The following is a 21,654-nucleotide window of genomic DNA, read 5'->3' as shown; positions in this document are numbered from 1 at the left end:
AATACTGGGATTTAAGCTATTTAATCTTCACTCCGTTTTTATAAAGTTCCGTCGATGTAATCTTTCCATTTTCATCTCTCAGGATCCGTTCCCCTTCTCTTTTTCCATTTACATAAGTAGAACTTGCCCGGACATTTCCATTGGGGTGATAGGCTATAAAATTTCCATCGGGTTGATCATGAAGATACTGTCCTTTCTCATCGATAGCCCCACTTGCATAATACCGGACATACGGGCCTTCCAATTTATCATCTACATAGGAATAACTTTCCTTAGGTTTACCATCGGCATAGAATTTCTTAAAAACCCCTTCCTTAATCTGCATAAAATCCCTGTAAACAAAATATTCCTCGGCCTCCAGCTCACCAGTTTCATAGTAGTATTTCCAAACTCCATTTTTAGCCCCCTTGGTAAAATTCCCAACCGCCTTCACTTTCCCATTTTGAAAATAGAAAGTAGAGGTCCCCTCCTGCTTATCCTTTTTCCAATTAATCACAGATTCTATTTTCCCATCACCGTAAAAATTTTTAGCAGTTCCTTCACGCAATCCATCCTTTAAGCCAAATGGTTTTTCTTTCTGCGAAAATGCAGTCAATGCATATAAAACAAAACATACCAGGGTTGCAATTTTTTTCATTTTTTTATACTTTCAAGCTAAATTTACTATAAATCACCTACTTTTTTGACAACAACAATTACCCTGCCATGAAAACATCAAAATTATTCTTTTTACTCCTTTTTTTAACCTGCGCTTTTCTTAAAGTAAAAGCACAAAAAACAGAACTACTCCCACAGGTGCCCTTTGATTCCCTGGAAGCTAAAAATATGCTTGGCGTAGGTAAATCCACTATAGAAGGCGTTGCCTTTACCAGACAAAAAAATGGATATGGGATGCGCATACTTGGAAAGGTCCTGGCCGTAAATACCGACGTAACCCTCTTTCCTGTTACTACTTACTTTACCGAATGGTATAACCTCAGAAAAAAGAAGGAGGGTAAAAACACTAGTGTATTTATGTCCAATGAAGCCTTCAGGTGGCGGGTAGTTGTTCGTACAGACAATTATGGACGTTTTAAATTTTACAACATGAAACCTGGTAAATATTTTTTGCAAGCCATGGCGAGTTATAGTATAGAGGGGACAAGAAATGTATATACCGGCTCGGACCGTAATGGTTATGGAGGTGGAACAGATTATTACCAACAGCAGCGGTATGTAAATAATTATACCGATCGGATTGAAGAATTTGTAGAAATTACCCGTGACGGGCAAACGATAGAAATGAAGTTAAAATAGAGCCAGACCATACATCATGAAAAATTTTATTGTCATTTTCCGTGAACCAGACGGAAGAAAACAACAACATAGTGAAGAAGAAACCAGGATCCATCAGCTACACTGGAAAGAATGGTTTGGCAAATGGAGTGCAGAAGGCAAACTGGCCGGAGGAAGTGGTTTAAGCCTTGAAGGTGCTGTCATTAGCCCCAGTAAACAAATCAGCTCCGGAACCCACCAGAACGGGACAGAAATTGTGGGGGGCTTTTTGTTGTTAAAGGCCGAAGACCTTAACCAGGCGGTACGCATTGCATTATCCTGCCCTATATACCAGTTTGGCGGTTACGCTGAAGTAAGGGAAATGCAAGGTTAAACCAAAGGTTTTACCTTGCATACAAAACATCTGTTATGAAACCTGTCAGATTTCTTTGCATTCTAATCATTCTTTTTCTTGTAACCAGTATTGCAACATGCTCCTATAACAGCCCTTCAGACGGAAACGACACCATCGGTTTTCCATTTACTTTTTACGAATATCTTGGAGGTAAAAGAGATCCCGAACCACAAAACCGTACTGTCTTTAATTTCTCAGCACTTTTATCCGACGTGCTTTTGTTAATCGTCCTTTCCGCCAGCCTGGAGTATCTAGCATCCAAAAGAAAAAGGCCCAGCTAAAAAGAATCAGGAACAAACTTACTCGGCAGCTCTTAGCGCCTTTAAAACAGCATTGGAATAAGACAGGTCAGAATTAAAAGTGTAAACCATGATTCCTCCTTTAACACCCTGTACCGGTTTCCATTTTGCCAGGGCTATATCTGAAAGTAAAGATTTATGCCCTTCCGGATATGCTCCAAAAATCATTTTGGAAGCGGGTATTTTATTCACATTAAAAACATAATTCATCATCAGCTGACAAGTGGAGACAGATCTATCATAAGACTGAATCTGAAAATAATCAAAAGCATCTCCAAAATGGGTGGCTATTTTATCCCAGGAATAAATATCAAGGCCGCTTGCTGTTTGCAATTGTTTTTTTGTACCAGACCTTGGGCCAAAATACTTAGTCAGGGCCGCTATACAGGAAAGAAAATTAGGGTTTGCTTCCATAGCACCCTTGTACCATCCATGATATCCAATCTCTTCAAACCTGGGAAAGGAAGGGATAAGGTCCGGCGCCTTACCTGAATGCTCAATATCCAAACTGATCCCATCCAAATGATACTGTTCAACGAGTATTTTTTGCAGATTAGATGCCCAGACTTCAGGGTTAGCGTATCCATCTGGTTTTGCCTGTTGCCAGTTCGCCGCATCGTCGACATTCTGTAAAACCGCAATCCCCCTTTTTTGCAAGGCTTTTATATCCTTAAAATATGCCCCATAAGATTTATAACTGCCCATCATGCCCTGACCGGCCGGGTATTTCAGTGTATCCTGGTATTGCCAGTATTTCACCCCAAATAAAATCACCATATCAACCCCATCAGGAATATCACGCAGTTTAAAAGAGGCATTACGGCCATCAGTAATGTAATAGGCTATAAATTTTTGCCTGCCAGTCACCTGCGCACTACAATTAAAAATTGCCGCTGCAGTTATTAAAAAACTATAAAAAAGTATCCTCATTTTACAGGTTTCTTGACGTCCGAATGGTCAATAATGCTTAATAAAAAAAATGAAACCAGACCGGCCAGTAAAGAAGCAGCGATATCCAGCCAGTCAAATGTTCTTTGGGGCATCCAAAGCTGGGCCACTTCGTAAAGGACCATGGCTGCAGTGCCCTGAATACTTACCCTTAATGCAGAACCTTTAACCGTTCCGTCCTTAAGAACAGAAAAAAGAAAGGCAACAATCAGTACTGCAAGAAAATTTGGTAATGAGCCCCCTATAAACTCGGGCTGCACCTTATGTTTCAACAGATAAGGCCTTAAACTCAATTCTTCGTAAGCGGTAAAAGCAAGTATAAGTACCAAACCTATTATTTTTAAGGATCTTCTGTTCATCTTGTAGTTGATATATAATTGATTTGTCAGATGCACGAAAATAACAAGTTAAAAGCGATTACACACTTCTTTATGGTTTAATTTTTGTAAAATTGAGTATATGCGGTACCTAAAGGAAATCAAAGATAAATATGAACAGCAAGGCTACCTGTTGCTGCAGAATTTTTTTGATGAACATTCGCTGCTTAAGCTCGAAAACATCCTGTTAAAATTCCATAAAATCTGGTTGGCAGAAAATGAAGCTTATTATAAAAATGGCCTCATCAATAGTCATAGTCTCACTTCAGGAAATACGCTTCATCAGAAGGAAAAACTGGAATTGTTTAACTTTATTTCCAGTGATAACCTATACCAGATCATGACCAGAATTTTTCCGTCTGAAGCTGTATTTTTAAACACACAATTATTTTTTGATCCTTTTAACCAGAGCCAGCATAATTACTGGCACCGTGACATTCAATATACTGGCTTAAGCCTGGATGACCAGAAAAAAGCCATCAAAAAACAAAATGTGATTCATTTCAGGATCCCATTAAAAGCAGAAAAGGGTATAGAACTCATTCCAGGCAGTCATAACAACTGGGACCTTGCTGAAGAATACGACGTAAGGATGTCTTTAAATGGTAAAAACCCAAGTGACCCGCTCAGCAGGGGGAAACAAATCTCCTTAAACAGGTCTGACTTACTGGTCTTTTCTGCAAATCTGATCCATCGGGGTATCTATGGCAATGACCGTTTAAGTTTTGATGTTTTATTTGTAGATAAAAATCCCGAAATGAACCGTTTTATTGATCCTGCCAACCATCCTTCAGCAAACCTGTTAGAGCAGCTTGATAAAAAGGATTTGTTTCTTTAGGGCCATCAAAACACTTAGCCGATAATATTCTTCAGCCATTTTGGGACCGGGATTTCAATTGTCTTATCTCCAACCCAGGACTTGATAAATCCGGTTTTGCTGTCAACAAGTAAAATTCCATACAAAACCAGAATTAAAATCAAAATGACAATTCTGCTCCGCAGGTATTTGTTGCGCACAGACAACTCCTTACCGGCAGCAGTTTTTTGAGGGGATATTGGTTTCTTTTGAGGTTTCATGGTCCTGTAAACAGTGCTTTACGCAAAGCTACAGTATAGTGCTATAAAAGACGAATAATCACAACGGTTAAATTGATTCCAGCCGCTTAATGCCAGTCGTGGTTACAATGCCTGCATTGCCTGGCCTGTGGTGTCCTGGCCAGTTTCGCACATTGAGGGCAAAAGTTAAAAAACACCTGGTCTTTATGCTCTGTCAATATTCTGGAAGCCACCTTAAGTTCAAAATGCTCATAACCATTTTGTAGTAAATTCAAAATTTCTGCATTGTTGGTGAGCCAGCCCTGACGAAGGTACAAGTCTCTTCTTCTTTCTTTTTGAACCTCAGATAAGCCACCACTGGGGTCATCTAACTTTAATAGTGATTGCTGATGTTTAAAAGCAAGTTTTTCGTTGATGTTAAAAAGCGTTCCGTAATGGGAAATGATGTATTGTGTGGTTTCCTTATCTGTCATATGTTTAATAAATTATGTTCAGCAATCCTCCTGTTTTAAAAATATTAATTTTATCTCTAAAAAAGAAACCCACCTGTCTTTTTCTACCCTTAAAATTCAAACCGGGAACAATTATTTCAGGCCTATAAATAAAAAAAGCGCAGTTTTTTATAAACCGCGCTTTTTTTTGAATTCAATTTTTTAGTTGTTCTTTGTATTTAACCAGGCTGCCCGTAAAGCTTTCTGATCTTCAGTTAATGTTGGAAACTCCTTTAAAACATTATACAGTTTGGCATCCTGAAGTTCTACTGGCTGGCTCAGTTTCACTTCAGATGAATTTCCGTTTGCATCTTTCCTTAACACCAGTACGCTAAAGGTATCTCCGGCTTTTGCACTCTGCCTTACATTATCTAAAAATTGCTGTACCTGTGATATTTCAGGAAGTTTAACATCGTTAATGGCAAGAATCTGATCTCCTTTCTGGAAACCCAATTTTTTACCATAACTGTTCATTGTTGTATCGGCAACGAACAGGTTTTTTGTTGCCGGGTTATAGCCCATCCGAACATCTCCCATATTTGCCCTTTTTATGTTCACAACGGGCTCATAATCCACTCCTATTGAAGCAAAAACTTCTTTATAAGGGAGTTTTTTTGTTCCAGCCACATAGGTATTTAAAAAAGCTCCGATTTCAGGATAGGTTAATTTGGTAATCGTTGCAAAAAGCTCTTCATCTTTAAATGATTTTGTCTTTCCATAAGTTTTCGACAAATCCTTCATCAGGTTTTGGGTGCCATATTTACCTTTCGATAATTCCCTGAGTTTGATGTCCAGACAAAGTCCGATCAATGCTCCCTTTTCATAAACATTGCCATATTGATTTTCAAAAGTGTCTAAAACTCCTTTTGACATCCTGGTAAAAGCCAGCGTATCGTTATAGCGTCTGGTGTTGTTCAGTTTCTGGCCTTGTGTTTTCAAATAATCCTTAAAATCTACCAAACCATATTTAACCTGCATGTGATGGGCAGCGTATTCAGTCAGCCCCTCATACATCCACAAGTGTTCAGACATTTTAGGATGATCGTAATCAAAATTACCAATTTCTTCACTATGGATACTTAAAGGGGTCACGATGTGAAAAAATTCGTGAGAACCAGTCTCTCTAACCGTTTGCGCCAGTTTTTCAGGCGTAAATCCTTCGGGAAGAAAATAAAAAGAAGAATAAGAATGCTCCAGGGCCCCGTAACTTCTTATTTTAGGATTGTCAGTCAGACTGATGATAAAAGCATATTTATCCACAGGCAATTTACCTCCCAGATATTCCTTCTGGGCTTCAATTGTTCTTTTCAGTTCTTTTGCAATAATTGCTGAAGTTGCCTTATGATTAGGGGAATAAAGGGAAATTAAAATTTCAGCACCACCAATGTGTAAAATTGTTGTATCCGGTTTATTGTACATGATCGGGGCATCTGCCAGACTATAATAATCCGGAACAAGGTATTGATCAGTTGTCGCATTTACATGTTTTGCCTTAAGAGAGGTCGAGCCATAAAAATCTGCCGGTTTGGTGATCGTTACTTCAAAGGGCACACTCTTTTGTCCATCGAAATAACCAAAAAAACCAAAATTATTGATCGCAAACATTTTATCCTTATCGATGTTCGTTCCTGCCGGTTGAAAAATTTCTGGCCCTTTAATTTCCGGACTGTCCCAGCTATCATCTACCAGATATGTAATTTTTGCCAATTTTGTTGCGTCAGCTATTTTCCAGGAATTTACATCTCCCTGAACAACACTCAACTCCTTGCCGCTCTTATCAAAAGCCTTAAAGTTAGACACATAACGTCCAAAATCATAAATCGCATAAGTGCCGGGTACCATTTTAGGTAAATGAAAAGTTGTTTCGGCCGTCTTCAGTTTTGGTGTCAGTAAGGTCACTTCTAATTTATCCTCCTTTACATTATTCAAATCAAGGCTGTATTGATAAGAAGTGGTACTCTTCTGGGCAAAAACCGGACTAGCTCCAGCCAGAAGTAAAAAATAGAACAGGTATTTTTTCATTAGTTTTTAGGTTTTATTTAAATATAGATAAACACGGCTGATTCAGCAGGTTACACCATTGGAATACTTAAACTTTATTTAGTTACAAAAAATACCAGTATTTTTTCAAAAAATTGAGTTTTCTGCATGAGCCTTTATCACCGCATTTCTTTTGATCAAAAGACGCTTTAAATAGCCGTACAAAAACAATTTATCAGCAAGTTTTCCAAGCAGCCCAAGGGGAGACACATAAGTAAACACATCTGTCATTAATGTTCCACCGGTCTGCGGTAAAAACAGATGTTCATGTCTGAAGGATTTAAAAATCCCTTGCTGCATTTCATCAACAAAATATTGCGGATAATCAAATGCGGTGATTTTACTGGTTAGGCGCTGAACTACCCCCAAATGCCGCGCTTGCCAGGTAACACTTTCACCCAGTTCAATCAGGCCCGACGACCTACCCCCAACAACCTTTTCATCGGTACCTTGGGTAGAAATCACGTGCATGTCAATACTTCTGGCCAGATCAAAAACTTTTTCCGGTTTTGCTTCTATAAAAGTTTCTAAATGTATAACCGGCATAATGGCTCTTTAACAATTTTCATAGCTAAAATAGAATATTAAAAATAAAATATCACCTGGCCGATTTCCCTGAAATTAAAATCCAATGCTTATAGTAAAATTCCAAAAAGAGGCAGGAATTTTGTTAAACAACTGTATATCAAAACATATCCCTACCTATGGAACCATTTAATTTAAGAGCTGGAAACGCAGTATATACTGTGGCGTTAAAAAAACAAAACCCTTTGAGTGTTACAGTAAGCCACTACGGTGATCGTTACACCATGGAAAAAGATTTCTTCGGAGAATGGTCAACCAGTTCAGCAAACAAATCGCTGGACAGTGAAACTGTCCTGAAAATCGGAAAATTTGTCGATGACCGAATTCAAAACAGCTGATCTTAAGATCAGCTGTTACAGGTACTGGTCCCCAAAAATTGGGCATTGCTGTACTTTTCCTTTTAAAGTAATTATAAATTTTGTTGCTTTGATCTGCTGATAGGATCTGGCAAATGAATCAAAAACCCCTGCTGCCCCTTTATTGGAAATGTCAAATTACCGGCTGGTCAATTGCAACCCTTTATTGGAGTTATACAGGTTTTAATTACGTTACAGGAAAAGATGTTGGCCTGGAAAGCATCAGGCATGCAAATGTTTTATTAAAAAATCGGGTAAAAACTCATTTTAAGAAAAATTAGTAATTTGCATTTTTAAAGAAGCCCCCTGTTATGAAACGCTCCAGCCTTTTATTTGTCCTGCTGATTTTCAGCACAGTTACTTGTTTTGCCCAAAGCTTCAGCTATAACCTGGGTGGTTTGCAGGTGAGTAACTATTATGAGGAAATACCTTATGAAAGCATCAACGGAAAAATATTTCTACAAGTTGAGCTCGCCGGTAAAACGCATAAATTTCTTTTCGATACAGGGGCCCCCTGTGCTTTAAGTCCGGAACTGGTCTCCGAATTAAACGCTACCATTATTCATAAAGACCTGGTCAGGGATGCCGTTGGAGATAAGGATTCGCTCTCGGCGGTTCTGGTCGATGAAATCAAAATTGGCGACCTCCGTTTTATGGGTATTCCTGCCATAGACATCTTTCCTGATTTTTACAGGTGTTGGGGTATTGAAGGTGTTATCGGAAGTAATTTACTCCGGAATTCCATTGTCCGGATTGATGCTTCCAGGCATTTGATCATTTTCACGGATCAGCCCGAAAAACTAAACCTAAACCCTAAAAAAGCAATCCCGCTAATCACAAAAACCAATTATCAGAGTGATCCGCAAATCCAGATCAAGCTAAAAGATAAAGTCAATCTGACCCTGGGTTTCGATACCGGAGACAATACCTTTCTGCGCATGTCCGAGGAGCTTATGAAAAGGGTAAGCAAACTAAATGTTTACCAGGTGCTGCAACAAGGTTATGGTTCAAGTACAATTAGTGTTTTTGGACTTCAAAAAAATGCCGAAAAATACCTGATCAAAATTCCTTTTATCCAGGTCGGCGATGCACGTTTTAACGAGGTCATCACCTCAACGGACAAAGGTGCTATTCCAGCAGTAGGAGCCAAATTGCTGGAGTATGGAATAGTGACGCTCGATTTCATACATGGTAAATTTTACTTTGATGCCAAACAGGAAAAAAATGAAATGTTTGAAAAACAATGGCCTATTCAACCAACCGTCAGCGGTAAAAAGTTTATCGTTGGCTTAGTTTGGGATAAAATGACCGATCAGATTAAAGCAGGTGAGCAAATTCTTGCCATAGATGACAAAGACTATTCGGAAATTAACATTTGCAACCTGATGCAAAATCATCCGGTACTTTATGGTAAAGAAGCGGCTGTTTTAACCTTAAAAGACGATAAAGGAAGTATAAGAAAGGTACGGATCAGCAAAGAATAAACAATTCATCAGCAGATCAACAATACAGATTAAAATCTAATCCATTTACGGAACATTTTCTATCTTCGAAGATGGGCACAACCTTCCTTTTTAAAAATTCATTTTTCGCATTTATCTTCAGAAACATCAAAACATTTTGTGTCTTGATGGGTTTGTTTTTGCTCCATCATTCTTCTTTTGCCCAGGTCAGGGTACCAGTTAAAATTGATACTTCGCAACAAAAGATCAAAGTCCTTTACAATTTCATTAATGCATATATGCAAAAGGATACGATAAACAATGAAATGTGGCACCCTAAATATAAAAACAGAAAAATACATGACTATACGATGGATTGGACCTGGGGAGAATTTACACCCAGACAAATCAGTAAACGCTTTGACATAGAGTTATCAGAACTTCAATGTATTAACGACACCCTTTCCTATTTCAAAATTTCAACAAAAAGCAAATCTGACAAAAATCAAAACAGCCACTGTAATGTCTACAAATACTATATTGTAAAAATCGGTGACACCTATTATCTGGACAATTGCAAGGAATATGACTCAGACCGGTTTAGGCGCTATAGTACTAAAAACCTCGAATTCTATATTTCTCCTTTTTATAAAATTGAAAAAAATAAAATGGAAGCAGCCAGCAAAGTTCTGGATACAATGTATAGCCTATTAAAACGCCCGAACCTTAAAAAACCTATTGCCTACTATATGTGTTCCAGCGAAGAAGAGCTGAACAACCTATCTAACATTGTTATCTGGGATGGCGGGCTGGGGGGCTTTACAAATATTCCGGAAGCGTATGTAGTGGCCATAAATGACAACCCCATTTATACCCACGAATTTATCCATGCTATTTTGGGCCAAGGTGCCAATTGTTTTTTCCTGCAGGAAGGCATCGCGTCTTTATATGGCGGAATGAACAAAGGAGCAATCAGCTATCAAAAAGGACTGGAAGAACTTCGTGAGGGCTATAAAACTGAAAAATACAGCTTTGATGACCTTTATTTCAGAAAAGTAAAACAACAATATAGCAGCAGCCTTACTTATACCTTTGCAGCTGTTTTCTGTAAATATCTAATTGAAAATTACGGCCTTGATTATTTTTACAAACTGTATTATGATCCTGAAATTACAAGCAACAACTTCCTGGAGATGCTCGTCAAAAAAACCGGAAAAAATAAAAAACAACTCAAAGAAGCTGTAGAAAAACTGATTTTAAAAAAGTAAAAAAGATGTCCCTGTTTTTTTAACACCTTTATTTCCAGTTAACTCTTGCAATTAATTATCTTTAGGTCAAAAAAATAAACAGACCAGTTTTATAAATTTATGGATATCCACAGGGAGGTTTTGTTTTTCTTCAGTGCATTGGGTGCTTTTAACGGCCTGGTTTTAAGTGCCTATTTTCTCTTTTTCACGAAAAAAAAACACCTGTCCAATTATTTCCTGGGTGCCCTGCTCCTCTCCTTGAGTATCCGTGTCGGAAAATCTGTTCTTATCTATTTTAATCACGACCTGCCACGGGTTTATCTTCAGATTGGCTTATCGGCCTGCTTTTTTATAGGCCCATTCCTTTACTATTTTTTCAAATCCTCCCTTAGCCCCGAAAATAGGATCAGCAACTCCTGGAAACCGGTCTTGCTGTTGCTGTTTATATTTATTGCCGCAGCCGGAATCCTCTATCCTTTCCAGCAGTATCCCTGGTTCTGGAACCATCGTATGGTCAACCTGATCTATTTTGAATGGTTGTTGTATGTTTTGGCTTCTGCCTTTCTTTTAAGAGGGATCTTTAAAAGATCATTTAGCAGGAAAAATCCTTTAAAGACCTCCGAGATATGGCTTTTGGCTATATTTCTGGGGAACCTGTTGATCATGATTTCTTACTTTCTAACTTTTGCAGGCTTTCGCTCCTATCCCTATATCATGAGCTGTATTGTTTTTTCTTTGATCCTGTATCTGGTCATTTCGATTTTATTGTACAGAAAAAAAACAGACGATCTGTTTGCTTTCGGACAAGTCAAATATGTTGGTAAAAGATTATCTGATACAGAAGCTGCATTATTGATCAAAAAATTGGAAAGCCTGATGCAGGGACAGGAACTTTATAAGAACCCAGACTTGAAATTAAATGAGCTTTCCAAAAGCATTCATGTTTCGGCCCACCAGTTGTCGCAGTTACTCAATGACAATATGGGCAAAAACTTCACCACCTTTGTCAATGAATTCAGAATAAACGAAGCTTGCCAGATCATTGCTTCCGATGACCGGCTTACCCTGGAGGCCATAGGTTATGAAGTCGGTTTTAATTCCAAGTCTACTTTTTTTGCTGCTTTCAAAAAACAAACCGGCACCACTCCCCTAAGTTACCAGCAAAACGCGCTTAAAGTAGTTCCGGCAGGTACAAATCTATAAATCCGTACTCCTGATTTCGCATTTCGGGACTTCTTGCTGGACTTTGATCCGGACTTTTGTCAAAAAAGAACCCAATCAAATTCCTGAACCGTTTTATGAAAACCTTCATTTCCCTTTTTATCTGCAGTATCCTTTTGTTTTTTTGCACTGCCCAAACCTTTGCCCAAAACATTCAGAGCATCTCTGCAAAAGTACTCGATGTAAAGCAAGAAGCCCTGATGGGCAATGCGTTTGCTTTATCAGTAACAGATTCCAGCAGAATCCAGGCCGTCAGTTTTACAAACGGAAGCTTTACTTTATCCGGCCTCCATCATTCCGAAATACTCCTTAAATTAAGCTCCCTGCTTTTTCCCGACACCCTTATTAAGGTTAAATACAATGGTCAGGCCGACATCAATTTGGGCATTCTTACGATCCGGGAAAACAAATATCAGCTGGCTGAAGTCCAGATCAGAAGTCAGCAACCCCAGATAAAATACACCAGCAATGGAAACATTGAAGTCAATGTGGCCAACACCATTCTTGCCAGCAGCAATTCTGCTACAGAATTGCTCAGCAGGGCACCGAACGTAATCGTAACCGATGGCCGCTTTTCTGTTTTTGGTAAAGGAGACGCCATTATTTATCTGAACGGCAAACAAATTACTTACGAACAGCTGGCGGGGGTTTCCAGTGCCCAGATTGCAAAAGTAGAGATCATTTCCAATCCATCTTCAAAATACGATGCCGAAGGAAAAGCAGTCATCAACATCATCACCAAAGTGAACAGCAGCGAAGGCATAATCGGGTCCATAAGCCAGTATCTCACCAGTTCGAAATTCGGAGGAAAAAATGAACAAAGCATGATGGACCTGAATTATATGAAAGGTAAGTTTTCTCTGGCCGGTAATTACAACCTGCAGCTTGGAAGAACCAGGGAACGTTTGTACACCACCAGGACCCGGCCTGCAGAGACCGATTACCTACGCTCAGAACTGACCACCAACTGGATGCGGAAAATGAATAATTTTTCCAATTATGGCTTTGGTGCCCAATACATGTTCAACTCAAACAGTAACCTGTCCCTTGCTTATTCGGGTAATCTGGAAAATCTGGGCGGCAGTCAGGAAAGCCAAAATGCCATCACCACAAAAAAAGACAATAGCTTTTATACCAGTAACATTGCCAAAGATGACCTCAGGTACAACAATTCCCTGATCTTAAACTACAACAGGACCATAGATAGTCTCGGCTCTTCTTTTTTTGCCGGAAGCCAATACTCCCGTTACAATACCGATATTCATGACTTTATAAATGAAAACAGCAAAATTAACGCTTCGGAGGCGTATCGTTTTTTAAAGAACAATGTCGGAAGCAAACTTTCCATTTCAAGCACCCAGGCCGATTACGCAAAAGTATTTCCGTCCAGGGCCAAACTGGAAATGGGTGCTAAATTCAGCTATGTACAGACCAATTCTGCAACAGAATTTTTCATTGCAGAAAATGGAGGTGATTTTAAACGCAATAATGTTTTATCAAATGATTTTAAATACACGGAAAAAATCCCTGCAGCCTATCTTAATTACAATGGCTCCTTTAATGAAAAGCTCAGTTATGGTCTGGGCTTAAGAAGTGAATGGACAAGCTATGAGCTCAATACAAGCGTTGGCACAGGACAATTGCTAAGTGATTATTATTTTAACCTGTTTCCAAATCTGTTTCTGGGCGCTGCTTTATCACCAGAGTTTAAACTCCGGGCTTCTTATGTTTCCAAAATCACAAGACCAAGGTATCAGGCGCTCAACCCATTTGTCATTTATCAGGATCCTTTTACCACCATTGAAGGCAATCCAAACCTGGTTCCCGAAAAAGTTCATTCTTTTGAACTGGGCGCCATTTATAAAAGCTTTGACTTTAAAGTGGGGTACAATTATACCATCGATCCTTTAAGCTCAGCCGCGTTAAGGGGCAGTAGTCCGAACAGTTATGTGCTTAAGCCGATCAATCTCGACAAAGACCATACCTGGTATGCGGCACTCTCTGCCTCATTTAATACCTCCTGGTGGAATTCGGTAAACACAGTCAATTTGACTTACAGCAGATCTATAGACAACAAATTCGATTTTGTACAAATGGAACCAAAACCACAGGTTTATTTATACTCCAGCAATACCTTTAACATCAGGAACTGGTTTAAAATTCAGCTGATGGCCTGGTACCTTGGTGACAGGTATTATGGCCTCTACTATAATGTCCATCGCTCTACGGTCACTGCTGGCTTGGAAAAAGATTTTTTTAACCATAGCCTGAAGACCAGTTTTACAGTGAACGACATCTTTCATCGCACCAATGCCGCCGGAAATTATAGTGTTGGGCAAACAGATATTTACTTTAACCGCACTTACAGCACCAACTATTTCAGGTTAATGGTCACCTATCGTTTTGGACGTCTAAAAAATTCGGCATTCAGAAATAAACAGACCGGACAAGCCGAAAGCAGCAGGGCCAATTGAGCCCTGCCAAATAAAACCAGGGGTGTTTCAACACACATTCATCGGACCAAATCCAAAGCCTTTTGCATTAAGGGATCAAAACCGCTTAAATACTCGACAATAGTCGGTTCAATTTTGTAATCCGGTATTAAGCCCCGTCCAAATGCCTGGCTTTGGTTTTCTGTGTGCACCGCAAATTTTAACAATGGTATCCCGATTTCAAGTTTTGAAGCGGGCAGTTTAAGCGTAATACGAATACCACTTGTGTTCCCGTAGTAACCGCCACCTGTTTCCTCTCCTATAAAAACTGCATTGGTATAGTTTTTCAACAAGGTTGCAAACTCCGCCCCGCCCGAATAGGTCAGGCCAGTGGTCAACACAAATATTTTCCCTTTAAAAGCTTTATCCCGGGGGCCGTAATGCGGCAAAACCCCTTCTTTCCTAAGCAGACGGCCATCATTGGCCCTGTAATGTTCGGCCACCATAATGCTATCCAGTGTCTGGTAGTCGTATTTGTAATCAGAATTTGCATAAAAGGAATAAGAAAATGCAGAAGCCTGTACATAATCGTATTTTTTATAATCCTTTTCGATCAGATAAGACATCACATATTCTTCATAACCTTCGTTCCCCCCACCATTATTTCTAATATCCAGAATCAGGTTTTGCAGGTTCTTTCTATCAATTTGCTCAAAAGCCTCCTTTATGAACTGTTTAAAATTGATTTTGGCCGTCTTGTATTTTTTTTCAGAAAAAGAGTTAATGGTCAGTAAGGCTGTATTTGGGATACTGTCTGTTTTTAAAATGATCGGAGCGGTATAAAATGTTCCTTGAATGGCGCTGCCTACCTTTTTATAGTTGTCATTAAATTCTTTTGATCCTACGGCTGGAATATTCTTATAGGTGCTGGTCTGACCATTTAAAGGATCTGTGACCTCTATGTCAAAATATGCCGTTTGAGGATAGGCCCTGCTATAATAAATGTTAAATTTAGCTTCCTCCTCTATCCAGCGGTATTTGCTCGTGGTATTAAAACCATCTGAGGGCTCATAGCTCAGAAATTTCTCCATAATACTTTCAATACTGTTTCCGTTAACCTTTGACAAAAGCTTGCCTCTGGTTTTAAGATTTCCCAGGTCATTGATCAGATAAACTTTATGGTCCAGGACTTTTATATAAAAGGGAAAAAAACTCCCCTTAAATTTAAGGTAAGCCTGGCTCCTTTTGTCCAGTCTGAGGAAGCTGTGACCTTCTTTGGTAAAGGCTACAACAGGGGCCAGAACATTGTAAAAGTCAAGGGCAGTCATGCCTGATTTTATTTTAGCCCGCTGCTGAACACAGATGCTGTCAAACGCGGGTTTGGTGTTGTACCAGTACAAGCCCGTGTGCGCTTCTTTTAAAGCAGAAACCATAAGGTCAAAATCCTGATAAAGAGCCTCACTTTTCATCCTGTAAAGCTTCACATTTTTAATCCTGTTCACTAAAGCGCCCCAACGGTGGTCCCTATGTAATAGTTCCAGGTCCTTATCTTTTATTAAATGCTCCAGATCAAAATAACTTTTTCCGGCAATTTGCTCCAGAAAATAAAAGGCAGAATCCGGGCGGCCGGCCAGTGACCAGGAACATGCTGCATTATACTGGTCATTTGCATCCATTTCTTCTGTCAGTTTAAGGGCCCTGGTATAGGCCAAAGCGGCATTCTTATGGTCTCCGGATTTTGTAAAATGACCAGCCAGTTTTAGTTGCTGCAAATACAAAGATTGCTGTCCAAAACAAAAGGTCCCTACAAAACTCAGTACCAGAAATGCTATTTTTTTTCTCATCAAAATAAAATTAAAAACTTAAGGCAAAACTAATCCGGACCACAGCTTTAAAATTGAACCAGATTAACCGCTTTAAATTTTACGGAAGTCTTTTGGCAGATAACCGGTAACCGCTTTAAAAGTCCGGGTAAAGTGGGCCTGATCTGCAAAACCACAGCGATAGGCAATATCCGTTAAAGAGCCGGAGCTTGTTCTGATCAAAGACAGGGACTTGTCTATTTTAATCTGATTGATGTAATTTCCAAGCGTAGCGGAAAAATACTTGGGAAAATACTTCGATAAACTTACCGGATGTATCCCTGCCTCACGGGCAATAACCTCCAGTACAAACTTAGAATCCCACTGGTCGTGAAGGTACTCTTTGAGCAAGCCTACCCATGCCGGTGGGTTTCTGACTGCGGTCTTTTGTAAGGCATGCTGCCCCTGCAGCCAACCATACAACAGCAATTCCGCAGAGGCTTTGGACTGCTCACCAGGATCCTGCATTTCATGAAACACTTTCAGCAGGTTGAATTTGGTAGGCATGGCCTGAGTGGTTAACAGGTCCAGCTGCTGCTGAGAAACTTCCATTTGCTGTAGCCATTCCCGGCTCAGTTCCAGATTTATTTTACGGGTACCCTGAACATAGTGACTACAACGGTGAACCTCGTTCTCAGGTACAAACTTAAGGTCACCGGGAACACGTTTATAATGTTTTAAATGCAGTTCTTCTTCATAGGTACCGCTTAAAAGAAGGCTAAAGCTGGGATTTTCATGCGAATGCCACTCTTCAAATGCAGCATTACCAGAATAACCATTAAAGGCAACCTGAAAACCCTGCGCAGGCTTCATAAAATAAGTTTCCCCTAAAAATACAGCCGTTCCTTCTGACATAATTCAAAATTCTCTATATAAGACACTACTTTTTAAAATTCGTTTCAGTTCACATGGCAATTTTATAAAAAAAGCCACCAAAAAGAATCCCGTTTATTTATCATTATGCTGCATTCGGTATCCACATTGTGACAGCTCCACCCAAAATCCCCTTGGGTGGAGCTGTATTTTTAACTAATTTTAGGCAACCTAGACCACCACAGATGAAACACCTGATCTCAGCCCTCTGCCTCCTCGCAGCTTCTGCCCTTTCCTTATCTGCCCAGCAAACCCAAAAACCCGTGCTGCACGGGCGCAACTGGATGGCCATTACCGGTAAGCCACTGGCTGCAACCGCCGGGGCCATGATTTTTCAGCAAGGCGGAAATGCGATAGACGCTTCCTGCGCCATGCTCGCTGCCACCTGCACCATGTGGGATACCTTAAGCTGGGGCGGGGAAACGCAGGTGCTCATCTATAACCCTAAAACTAAAAAAGTAATTGCCATTAATGCCATGGGTGTTGCCCCAACCGGCGCCACAGTCAGTTTCTTTAAAAATAAAGGCTATAATTTTCCGCCCGAATATGGCCCCTTAGCCGCTACTACCCCGGGAACTCCTGGCGGGCTGATTTATATGCTGGTCAATTACGGGACCATGAGCCTGGAACAAGTGCTTAAACCGGCTATGGAAATGGCTGCCGGTTATCCGATAGAAGCCCAGGCCGCCAATACCATTGAACGCGGAAAAAACCAGATCAAACAGTGGCCTTACAGCAAAAAAGTATTGCTTACCCACCCTGGTGAAAAAAGAGAAGCTCCAGAGGCCGGTGAAATTTTTGTGCAAAAAGACTTGCTGGCAACCCTTGAAAAAATGGTGGAAGCAGAAAGAAAAGCTTTAAAACAGGGTAAAAACAGAAAACAGGCCCTTATGGCTGCTTATGACCGTTTTTATACCGGAGACATTGCAAAGGAATTTGTGCGCGGCTGTCAGGAACAAGGCGGGCTCATCACCCTGGAAGACCTGGCCAAATGGAAGCCCATTGAAGAAGAACCCCTGACTGTAAATTACAAAGGTATTGATGTGTATAAATTGCAACAATGGACCCAGGGCCCCTCTATGCTGCAGGCCCTGAACATTCTGGAAAACTTTGACCTCAAAGCCATGGGTTATAACAGTCCCAAATACATCCATACTGTTTATCAGGCCATGAACCTGGCTTTTGCTGACCGTGATTTTTATTACGGCGATCCTTATTCGGGAACAAAAGGCCCCATTAAAGGCCTGTTGAGCAAGGATTATGCAAAACAACGTGCCGGATTGATCGGCTACGAGAAAAACGATGCCGATATCGGTCCGGGCGATCCATATCCCTTTGAAGGCAGAAAAAACCCCTACCTGGACCTGCTGAAAAAAAGAGGGTACAGCATGGATACCACAAAAAGAAATTTTGCGCCCAAACATGATCTTGGTATGATCAACACCAGTCCTGCTGAACTTTACCAGGAAAGGCTCTGGTTGGGCACCACCTCTATTGAGGCGGCAGATAAAGAAGGCTGGGTGGTTTCGGTTACCCCAAGCGGTGGCTGGCTGCCGGCTTGCATTGCAGGAAATACCGGAATTGGTATGAGCCAAAGGATGCAAAGTTTTGTACTGGATTCGGCTTTAAACCCTTTTAATGTACTTGCACCAGGTAAAAGACCGAGGGTAACCTTATCTCCTTCCCTGGCGCTAAAAGATGGTAAACCTTATATTGCCTCTGCTGTACAGGGTGGCGATACCCAGGACCAAAACCTTTTGCAGTTTTTTTTAAATATGGCCGAATTTGGCATGAATGTACAACAAGCTTCCGAAGCACCTAATTTTAACACCAACCAACTCTGGCTTTCCCTTGGCGGCACCAAAACAGAAGACCGCAGGCCAAAACCCGGTCAGATTCTACTCAACAGCAACACCACAGAGGCTTCCCGTGAACAATTAAAGAAAATGGGTTATATCCTGAGCTTCGGTGACCGGACCAGCGGCCCAATTAATGCCGTTTATTTTGACTGGAAACACGGCAGTCTCTGGGGCGGTTCCAGCAACCATGGGGAGGATTACGGCATCGGATGGTAAAGTCTTTACTTCCCATTAGGCCGGACCGTCACAAAAGCCCGCAGCCTGATGTCGTCATCCACATCAATTGCTTTAAATAAATTGTACCATCCGGTACGGAAACCCCCTGCACCATAATTGATGTGCACAAAAAAAGATTCATCACGCATCAGGTAACCATCTATTACCGTTGAGTGCCCATAGCTGCCAAAATTTCCCATATGAAAATAGACGGGACGTTTCTGGTCAATTTCTTTTTTGATCAGGTCCTGAATAGAGTTCTGGTTAACAATATGATTGATGCGTTCTTTTCTGGAGATGGCCATCATTTGCTCCTTTGAAAAGGGGACGTCCCCTGTAAAGCAGGCATAAAATTCAGTTACACAATCAAAGTGGCGCTCTGCCACCGGCCCGGGATTGATCATTTCCTGATACCTTGGGGTACCAAAATCTTTACCAATCGCAACTGCAGTTAAATAAGAATAGCGGCTCACGGCTTCTATATTTTTAGCGGCACTGCTTTGGCTGATCAGGGGTTGAAAGTCCCTCCAGTCCATGTAATAATTAGACAAAGTATCCTTAATTTGATAACCTTTACTACAGGTGTAGCCAACAATGCCATGTGGTTTTAACCGGTGGTAATACAGAATTTGAGCCAATGCAGTGCTCCAGCAACCCAAAACCTGATTTTCCGGACTGTATTTTGCATAAATCCCCCATTGGTCCCAACTGGTCTTTAATAAAAAATTTCCTGCAAGGGCTAAAGGTTTTTGACTCGCAATTTGCTTTTCACTCAACTGGGCCACAGTATGCCGGCTGTATATCATCAGGCATAGTAATAACAGAACATTTCGTTTCATATACTTTTTTGCTCAAAGAACTGTAAGGAAATACCAAAGGACCACTCAAAACAAGTTTTGAGTGCAATTAAAAGTCTTTTTGAAAGGACTTCATATAGTTTTTGGGAGAATCCCCGTAATGCTGACGAAAAATCCTGTAAAAACTGGCTTCCGAATTAAAACCACAATCCAGCGCAATTCCCATTAAGGTCAAATTTGCGTATGCCGGATTTTTAAGGCGTTCCTTTACTTCATTAACCCTGTAGCCATTAATCAGATTTCTAAAATTCTGTGCAAAATGCTGATTAACTGTTGCTGAGACCTGCGCCACCGGATAAGCAATAACAGCTGCCAGCTGCTGCAGGTTCAGTTCCGGATCCAGATAAACTTTCTGTTCCTCCAGCGCTTTTTTAATGGCTGCCTGGATGGACGCATAAGGAACATCTTTTGAAGGAGGCTTAATCGCCGCCTCAACAGACATTTCGTTTTCAGCTAAAGTCCTTTGCCTCCCTGCCCACGTTTCCAACCAATATCCTTTAAAAGCGAGAAAACAGGTCAGAAAAGCCAGATAGAGATAAAATACCTGGGTATAAATAAATGAAAAAGAGCGGACGCCCAGTATATTTTGAGGTAAGGAAGAAAGCGCAAGGCTGAGCACCAGCAGGCCTGTGACCACAAGCAGGTTCTTTAACCACAACAACTCGGGAATGGCCGTGTCAGATTGACTTTCAAACAACCATCTTCGGTACACTCTAATCCTTTTAAAGGCCATAAACCAGTAAATCAACGCCGTTAAAAGGGCGGCGATGTCCTCTGCCCTTTTAACCGGGTTGTACCATAAACCTTGCGCAACTGCATCTTTTAAAACATTGCCCTGCTGCCCCATCGTCTTTACATAAACGACAATGGCATGCAACATGAACAAGCCGGGCAGGATAAAATGATTCAGCATTTTAGATCGGAACCTAAAGACTTTGCTGGTTAACGAACATGCATATAAATAAATCAGGGGCTGTACCAGACAGTCGATAGCCAAAGGAAAATAACGGAAAGCCGGGTATTCCCAAAACCCCATGGTATGCAGTAAAATCTTAAAACTTAACAGGACCAGTGTCAGCAGCAGCATGGCCAACAAAGTCCTGCCTGCAGATTTCTGCCTTGAAAAACAAATGGCAATTACATATATCAGTCCCTGGCCCATCCCGGCAAGCACCACCAGATCAAAAAGAGTCAGAGAATAATGCATATTCAAACAGAATATACCCAAGATATAAATTTATCCCCTTTTCCTGCGTTCAAAAACAGAGATATAAAAAATAATCAGAATTATATAAAAATTTCTCGTGCCGATTTTTAATCTTTGCCATTCGATGAAAAGAACATTGCTCACCATCCTGGCCATATTTTACCTGGGGACCTCCAGCGGGATGACGGTGCATTTTCATTACTGTATGGGAAAACTGGTGGAGTGGAGTTTAAGCCAACCCGACCAGTCCATTTGCGGTTTCTGCAAAACCCCAAAAAAAACCAGCGGCAAATCCTGCTGCAAAGACGATTACAAACAGGCAAAAATAGACAAAGCACAAAAAACAGCCGCTTCAGTTTATCAGTTTAAACAAATTGCCTGCCTGGATTTAAATACAAACTTAAGGAATGCCGAATATGTTGCCCTGCCTATACAAACAGGTAAAGCGGCTTTAAGCAATGCGCCCCCCTTAACAGGAGACATTCCTATTTTTATCCGCAACTGTAACTACAGAATTTAAGATTTCCTTTCCAATACCCTGCACATTCGTGTACCGGCCCGGACCTTGTCCTGCGCCCTATTTTATATAACCATTTTTTTCAAACCCAATTTTATCA

Annotated in this window: 22 protein-coding genes; 11 read left to right on the top strand and 11 right to left on the bottom strand. The window is 40.6% G+C overall.

The window, feature by feature from the left end; translation table 11 throughout:
* Nucleotides 1-16: 16 nt before the first annotated feature.
* Nucleotides 17-637: a toxin-antitoxin system YwqK family antitoxin gene (locus B0O44_RS10240; protein WP_110829918.1), complete on the bottom strand. Its 621-nt coding sequence runs from the start codon at nt 635-637 to the stop codon at nt 17-19.
* Between the two features lie 68 nt (nt 638-705).
* Between B0O44_RS10240 and B0O44_RS10235 the strand changes: the two genes are divergently transcribed.
* From B0O44_RS10235 to B0O44_RS25080, 3 genes are read left to right on the top strand one after another with little or no spacing between them, the layout of a single operon-like run.
* Nucleotides 706-1,296 (top strand): hypothetical protein, encoded by a 591-nt coding sequence (locus tag B0O44_RS10235; protein WP_110829917.1) that lies wholly within the window; start codon nt 706-708, stop codon nt 1,294-1,296.
* Nucleotides 1,297-1,312: 16 nt separating this feature from the next.
* Nucleotides 1,313-1,648: a YciI family protein gene (locus B0O44_RS10230; protein ID WP_110829915.1), complete on the top strand. Its 336-nt coding sequence runs from the start codon at nt 1,313-1,315 to the stop codon at nt 1,646-1,648.
* 35 nt (nt 1,649-1,683) lie between these two features.
* Nucleotides 1,684-1,950 carry a hypothetical protein gene (locus B0O44_RS25080; protein ID WP_110829913.1) on the top strand — a complete coding sequence of 89 codons (267 nt, stop codon included), beginning with the start codon at nt 1,684-1,686 and terminating at the stop codon, nt 1,948-1,950.
* A gap of 18 nt (nt 1,951-1,968) precedes the next feature.
* Here the strand turns inward: B0O44_RS25080 and endOF3 are convergent, their stop codons facing one another.
* Nucleotides 1,969-2,898 (bottom strand): endo-beta-N-acetylglucosaminidase F3, encoded by a 930-nt coding sequence (gene endOF3 / locus B0O44_RS10220; RefSeq protein ID WP_110829911.1) that lies wholly within the window; start codon nt 2,896-2,898, stop codon nt 1,969-1,971.
* Nucleotides 2,895-3,275 (bottom strand): hypothetical protein, encoded by a 381-nt coding sequence (locus tag B0O44_RS10215; protein WP_110829909.1) that lies wholly within the window; start codon nt 3,273-3,275, stop codon nt 2,895-2,897. The genes endOF3 and B0O44_RS10215 overlap by 4 nt, the downstream gene beginning before the upstream one ends.
* 100 nt (nt 3,276-3,375) lie before the next feature.
* Between B0O44_RS10215 and B0O44_RS10210 the strand changes: the two genes are divergently transcribed.
* Nucleotides 3,376-4,131, top strand: a complete 756-nt coding sequence (locus tag B0O44_RS10210; protein WP_110829907.1) for a phytanoyl-CoA dioxygenase family protein — start codon at nt 3,376-3,378, stop codon at nt 4,129-4,131.
* A gap of 14 nt (nt 4,132-4,145) precedes the next feature.
* On the opposite strand, the gene B0O44_RS10205 is transcribed toward B0O44_RS10210, so the two are convergent.
* From B0O44_RS10205 to B0O44_RS10185, 4 genes are all read right to left on the bottom strand, one after another.
* On the bottom strand, nt 4,146-4,370 hold the full coding sequence (locus B0O44_RS10205; protein WP_110829905.1) for a hypothetical protein: 225 nt from the start codon (nt 4,368-4,370) through the stop codon (nt 4,146-4,148).
* 86 nt (nt 4,371-4,456) lie between these two features.
* Nucleotides 4,457-4,822 (bottom strand): hypothetical protein, encoded by a 366-nt coding sequence (locus B0O44_RS10200; protein WP_110829903.1) that lies wholly within the window; start codon nt 4,820-4,822, stop codon nt 4,457-4,459.
* Nucleotides 4,823-5,002: 180 nt separating this feature from the next.
* Nucleotides 5,003-6,862, bottom strand: coding sequence for a M61 family metallopeptidase (locus B0O44_RS10190; protein ID WP_110829899.1), 1,860 nt, complete (start codon nt 6,860-6,862; stop codon nt 5,003-5,005).
* A 105-nt stretch (nt 6,863-6,967) separates the two neighbouring features.
* Entirely contained in the window at nt 6,968-7,426 is a 459-nt protein-coding gene (locus B0O44_RS10185) for an SRPBCC family protein (protein WP_110829897.1), read from the bottom strand.
* A 158-nt stretch (nt 7,427-7,584) separates the two neighbouring features.
* Between B0O44_RS10185 and B0O44_RS10180 the strand changes: the two genes are divergently transcribed.
* The 5 genes from B0O44_RS10180 (at nt 7,585) to B0O44_RS10155 (ending at nt 14,205) form a co-directional block, all read left to right on the top strand.
* On the top strand, nt 7,585-7,803 hold the full coding sequence (locus B0O44_RS10180) for a hypothetical protein (protein WP_110829895.1): 219 nt from the start codon (nt 7,585-7,587) through the stop codon (nt 7,801-7,803).
* A gap of 329 nt (nt 7,804-8,132) precedes the next feature.
* Nucleotides 8,133-9,305: a retropepsin-like aspartic protease gene (locus B0O44_RS10170; RefSeq protein WP_110829891.1), complete on the top strand. Its 1,173-nt coding sequence runs from the start codon at nt 8,133-8,135 to the stop codon at nt 9,303-9,305.
* A gap of 143 nt (nt 9,306-9,448) precedes the next feature.
* The gene (locus tag B0O44_RS10165) at nt 9,449-10,531 is read left to right on the top strand and encodes a hypothetical protein (RefSeq protein ID WP_146229807.1); all 1,083 of its coding nucleotides are present in this window, start codon (nt 9,449-9,451) and stop codon (nt 10,529-10,531) included.
* A 99-nt stretch (nt 10,532-10,630) separates the two neighbouring features.
* Nucleotides 10,631-11,713, top strand: coding sequence for a helix-turn-helix domain-containing protein (locus B0O44_RS10160; RefSeq protein WP_110829887.1), 1,083 nt, complete (start codon nt 10,631-10,633; stop codon nt 11,711-11,713).
* Nucleotides 11,714-11,808: 95 nt separating this feature from the next.
* Nucleotides 11,809-14,205, top strand: a complete 2,397-nt coding sequence (locus tag B0O44_RS10155) for an outer membrane beta-barrel family protein (RefSeq protein ID WP_110829884.1) — start codon at nt 11,809-11,811, stop codon at nt 14,203-14,205.
* 38 nt (nt 14,206-14,243) lie between these two features.
* Here B0O44_RS10155 and B0O44_RS10150 read toward each other — a convergent pair whose 3' ends face one another.
* Together B0O44_RS10150 and B0O44_RS10145 are read right to left on the bottom strand one after the other, a co-directional pair.
* Nucleotides 14,244-16,007, bottom strand: a complete 1,764-nt coding sequence (locus tag B0O44_RS10150; protein WP_110829882.1) for a S41 family peptidase — start codon at nt 16,005-16,007, stop codon at nt 14,244-14,246.
* Between the two features lie 72 nt (nt 16,008-16,079).
* Nucleotides 16,080-16,880, bottom strand: a complete 801-nt coding sequence (locus tag B0O44_RS10145) for a helix-turn-helix domain-containing protein (protein ID WP_110829879.1) — start codon at nt 16,878-16,880, stop codon at nt 16,080-16,082.
* A gap of 203 nt (nt 16,881-17,083) precedes the next feature.
* Between B0O44_RS10145 and B0O44_RS10140 the strand changes: the two genes are divergently transcribed.
* Nucleotides 17,084-18,973 (top strand): gamma-glutamyltransferase family protein, encoded by a 1,890-nt coding sequence (locus B0O44_RS10140; RefSeq protein WP_110829877.1) that lies wholly within the window; start codon nt 17,084-17,086, stop codon nt 18,971-18,973.
* A 5-nt stretch (nt 18,974-18,978) separates the two neighbouring features.
* Here the strand turns inward: B0O44_RS10140 and B0O44_RS10135 are convergent, their stop codons facing one another.
* Both B0O44_RS10135 and B0O44_RS10130 read right to left on the bottom strand, forming a co-directional pair.
* Complete coding sequence (locus B0O44_RS10135) at nt 18,979-19,812, bottom strand: C10 family peptidase (protein ID WP_110829875.1); 834 nt, start codon at nt 19,810-19,812, stop codon at nt 18,979-18,981.
* A 67-nt stretch (nt 19,813-19,879) separates the two neighbouring features.
* On the bottom strand, nt 19,880-21,037 hold the full coding sequence (locus tag B0O44_RS10130; RefSeq protein WP_110829873.1) for a helix-turn-helix domain-containing protein: 1,158 nt from the start codon (nt 21,035-21,037) through the stop codon (nt 19,880-19,882).
* A 124-nt stretch (nt 21,038-21,161) separates the two neighbouring features.
* Between B0O44_RS10130 and B0O44_RS10125 the strand changes: the two genes are divergently transcribed.
* Nucleotides 21,162-21,557 (top strand): HYC_CC_PP family protein, encoded by a 396-nt coding sequence (locus B0O44_RS10125; RefSeq protein ID WP_110829870.1) that lies wholly within the window; start codon nt 21,162-21,164, stop codon nt 21,555-21,557.
* Nucleotides 21,558-21,654: the final 97 nt, after the last annotated feature.

The organism is Pedobacter nutrimenti, assembly GCF_003208655.1.
Classification (GTDB): domain Bacteria; phylum Bacteroidota; class Bacteroidia; order Sphingobacteriales; family Sphingobacteriaceae; genus Pedobacter; species Pedobacter nutrimenti.
This window is presented reverse-complemented; position numbering and strand designations above follow the sequence as displayed.

Coding starts and splice junctions, on each gene's coding strand:
- B0O44_RS10160 (WP_110829887.1), top strand. CDS start 10,631: ATGGATATCCACAGGGAGGTTTTGTTTTTCTTCAGTGCATTGGGTGCT.
- endOF3 (WP_110829911.1), bottom strand. CDS start 2,898: ATGAGGATACTTTTTTATAGTTTTTTAATAACTGCAGCGGCAATTTTT.
- B0O44_RS10145 (WP_110829879.1), bottom strand. CDS start 16,880: ATGTCAGAAGGAACGGCTGTATTTTTAGGGGAAACTTATTTTATGAAG.
- B0O44_RS25080 (WP_110829913.1), top strand. CDS start 1,684: ATGAAACCTGTCAGATTTCTTTGCATTCTAATCATTCTTTTTCTTGTA.
- B0O44_RS10170 (WP_110829891.1), top strand. CDS start 8,133: ATGAAACGCTCCAGCCTTTTATTTGTCCTGCTGATTTTCAGCACAGTT.
- B0O44_RS10215 (WP_110829909.1), bottom strand. CDS start 3,275: ATGAACAGAAGATCCTTAAAAATAATAGGTTTGGTACTTATACTTGCT.
- B0O44_RS10210 (WP_110829907.1), top strand. CDS start 3,376: ATGCGGTACCTAAAGGAAATCAAAGATAAATATGAACAGCAAGGCTAC.
- B0O44_RS10130 (WP_110829873.1), bottom strand. CDS start 21,037: ATGCATTATTCTCTGACTCTTTTTGATCTGGTGGTGCTTGCCGGGATG.
- B0O44_RS10125 (WP_110829870.1), top strand. CDS start 21,162: ATGAAAAGAACATTGCTCACCATCCTGGCCATATTTTACCTGGGGACC.
- B0O44_RS10140 (WP_110829877.1), top strand. CDS start 17,084: ATGAAACACCTGATCTCAGCCCTCTGCCTCCTCGCAGCTTCTGCCCTT.
- B0O44_RS10155 (WP_110829884.1), top strand. CDS start 11,809: ATGAAAACCTTCATTTCCCTTTTTATCTGCAGTATCCTTTTGTTTTTT.
- B0O44_RS10235 (WP_110829917.1), top strand. CDS start 706: ATGAAAACATCAAAATTATTCTTTTTACTCCTTTTTTTAACCTGCGCT.
- B0O44_RS10135 (WP_110829875.1), bottom strand. CDS start 19,812: ATGAAACGAAATGTTCTGTTATTACTATGCCTGATGATATACAGCCGG.
- B0O44_RS10150 (WP_110829882.1), bottom strand. CDS start 16,007: ATGAGAAAAAAAATAGCATTTCTGGTACTGAGTTTTGTAGGGACCTTT.
- B0O44_RS10185 (WP_110829897.1), bottom strand. CDS start 7,426: ATGCCGGTTATACATTTAGAAACTTTTATAGAAGCAAAACCGGAAAAA.
- B0O44_RS10180 (WP_110829895.1), top strand. CDS start 7,585: ATGGAACCATTTAATTTAAGAGCTGGAAACGCAGTATATACTGTGGCG.
- B0O44_RS10240 (WP_110829918.1), bottom strand. CDS start 637: ATGAAAAAAATTGCAACCCTGGTATGTTTTGTTTTATATGCATTGACT.
- B0O44_RS10190 (WP_110829899.1), bottom strand. CDS start 6,862: ATGAAAAAATACCTGTTCTATTTTTTACTTCTGGCTGGAGCTAGTCCG.
- B0O44_RS10230 (WP_110829915.1), top strand. CDS start 1,313: ATGAAAAATTTTATTGTCATTTTCCGTGAACCAGACGGAAGAAAACAA.
- B0O44_RS10205 (WP_110829905.1), bottom strand. CDS start 4,370: ATGAAACCTCAAAAGAAACCAATATCCCCTCAAAAAACTGCTGCCGGT.
- B0O44_RS10200 (WP_110829903.1), bottom strand. CDS start 4,822: ATGACAGATAAGGAAACCACACAATACATCATTTCCCATTACGGAACG.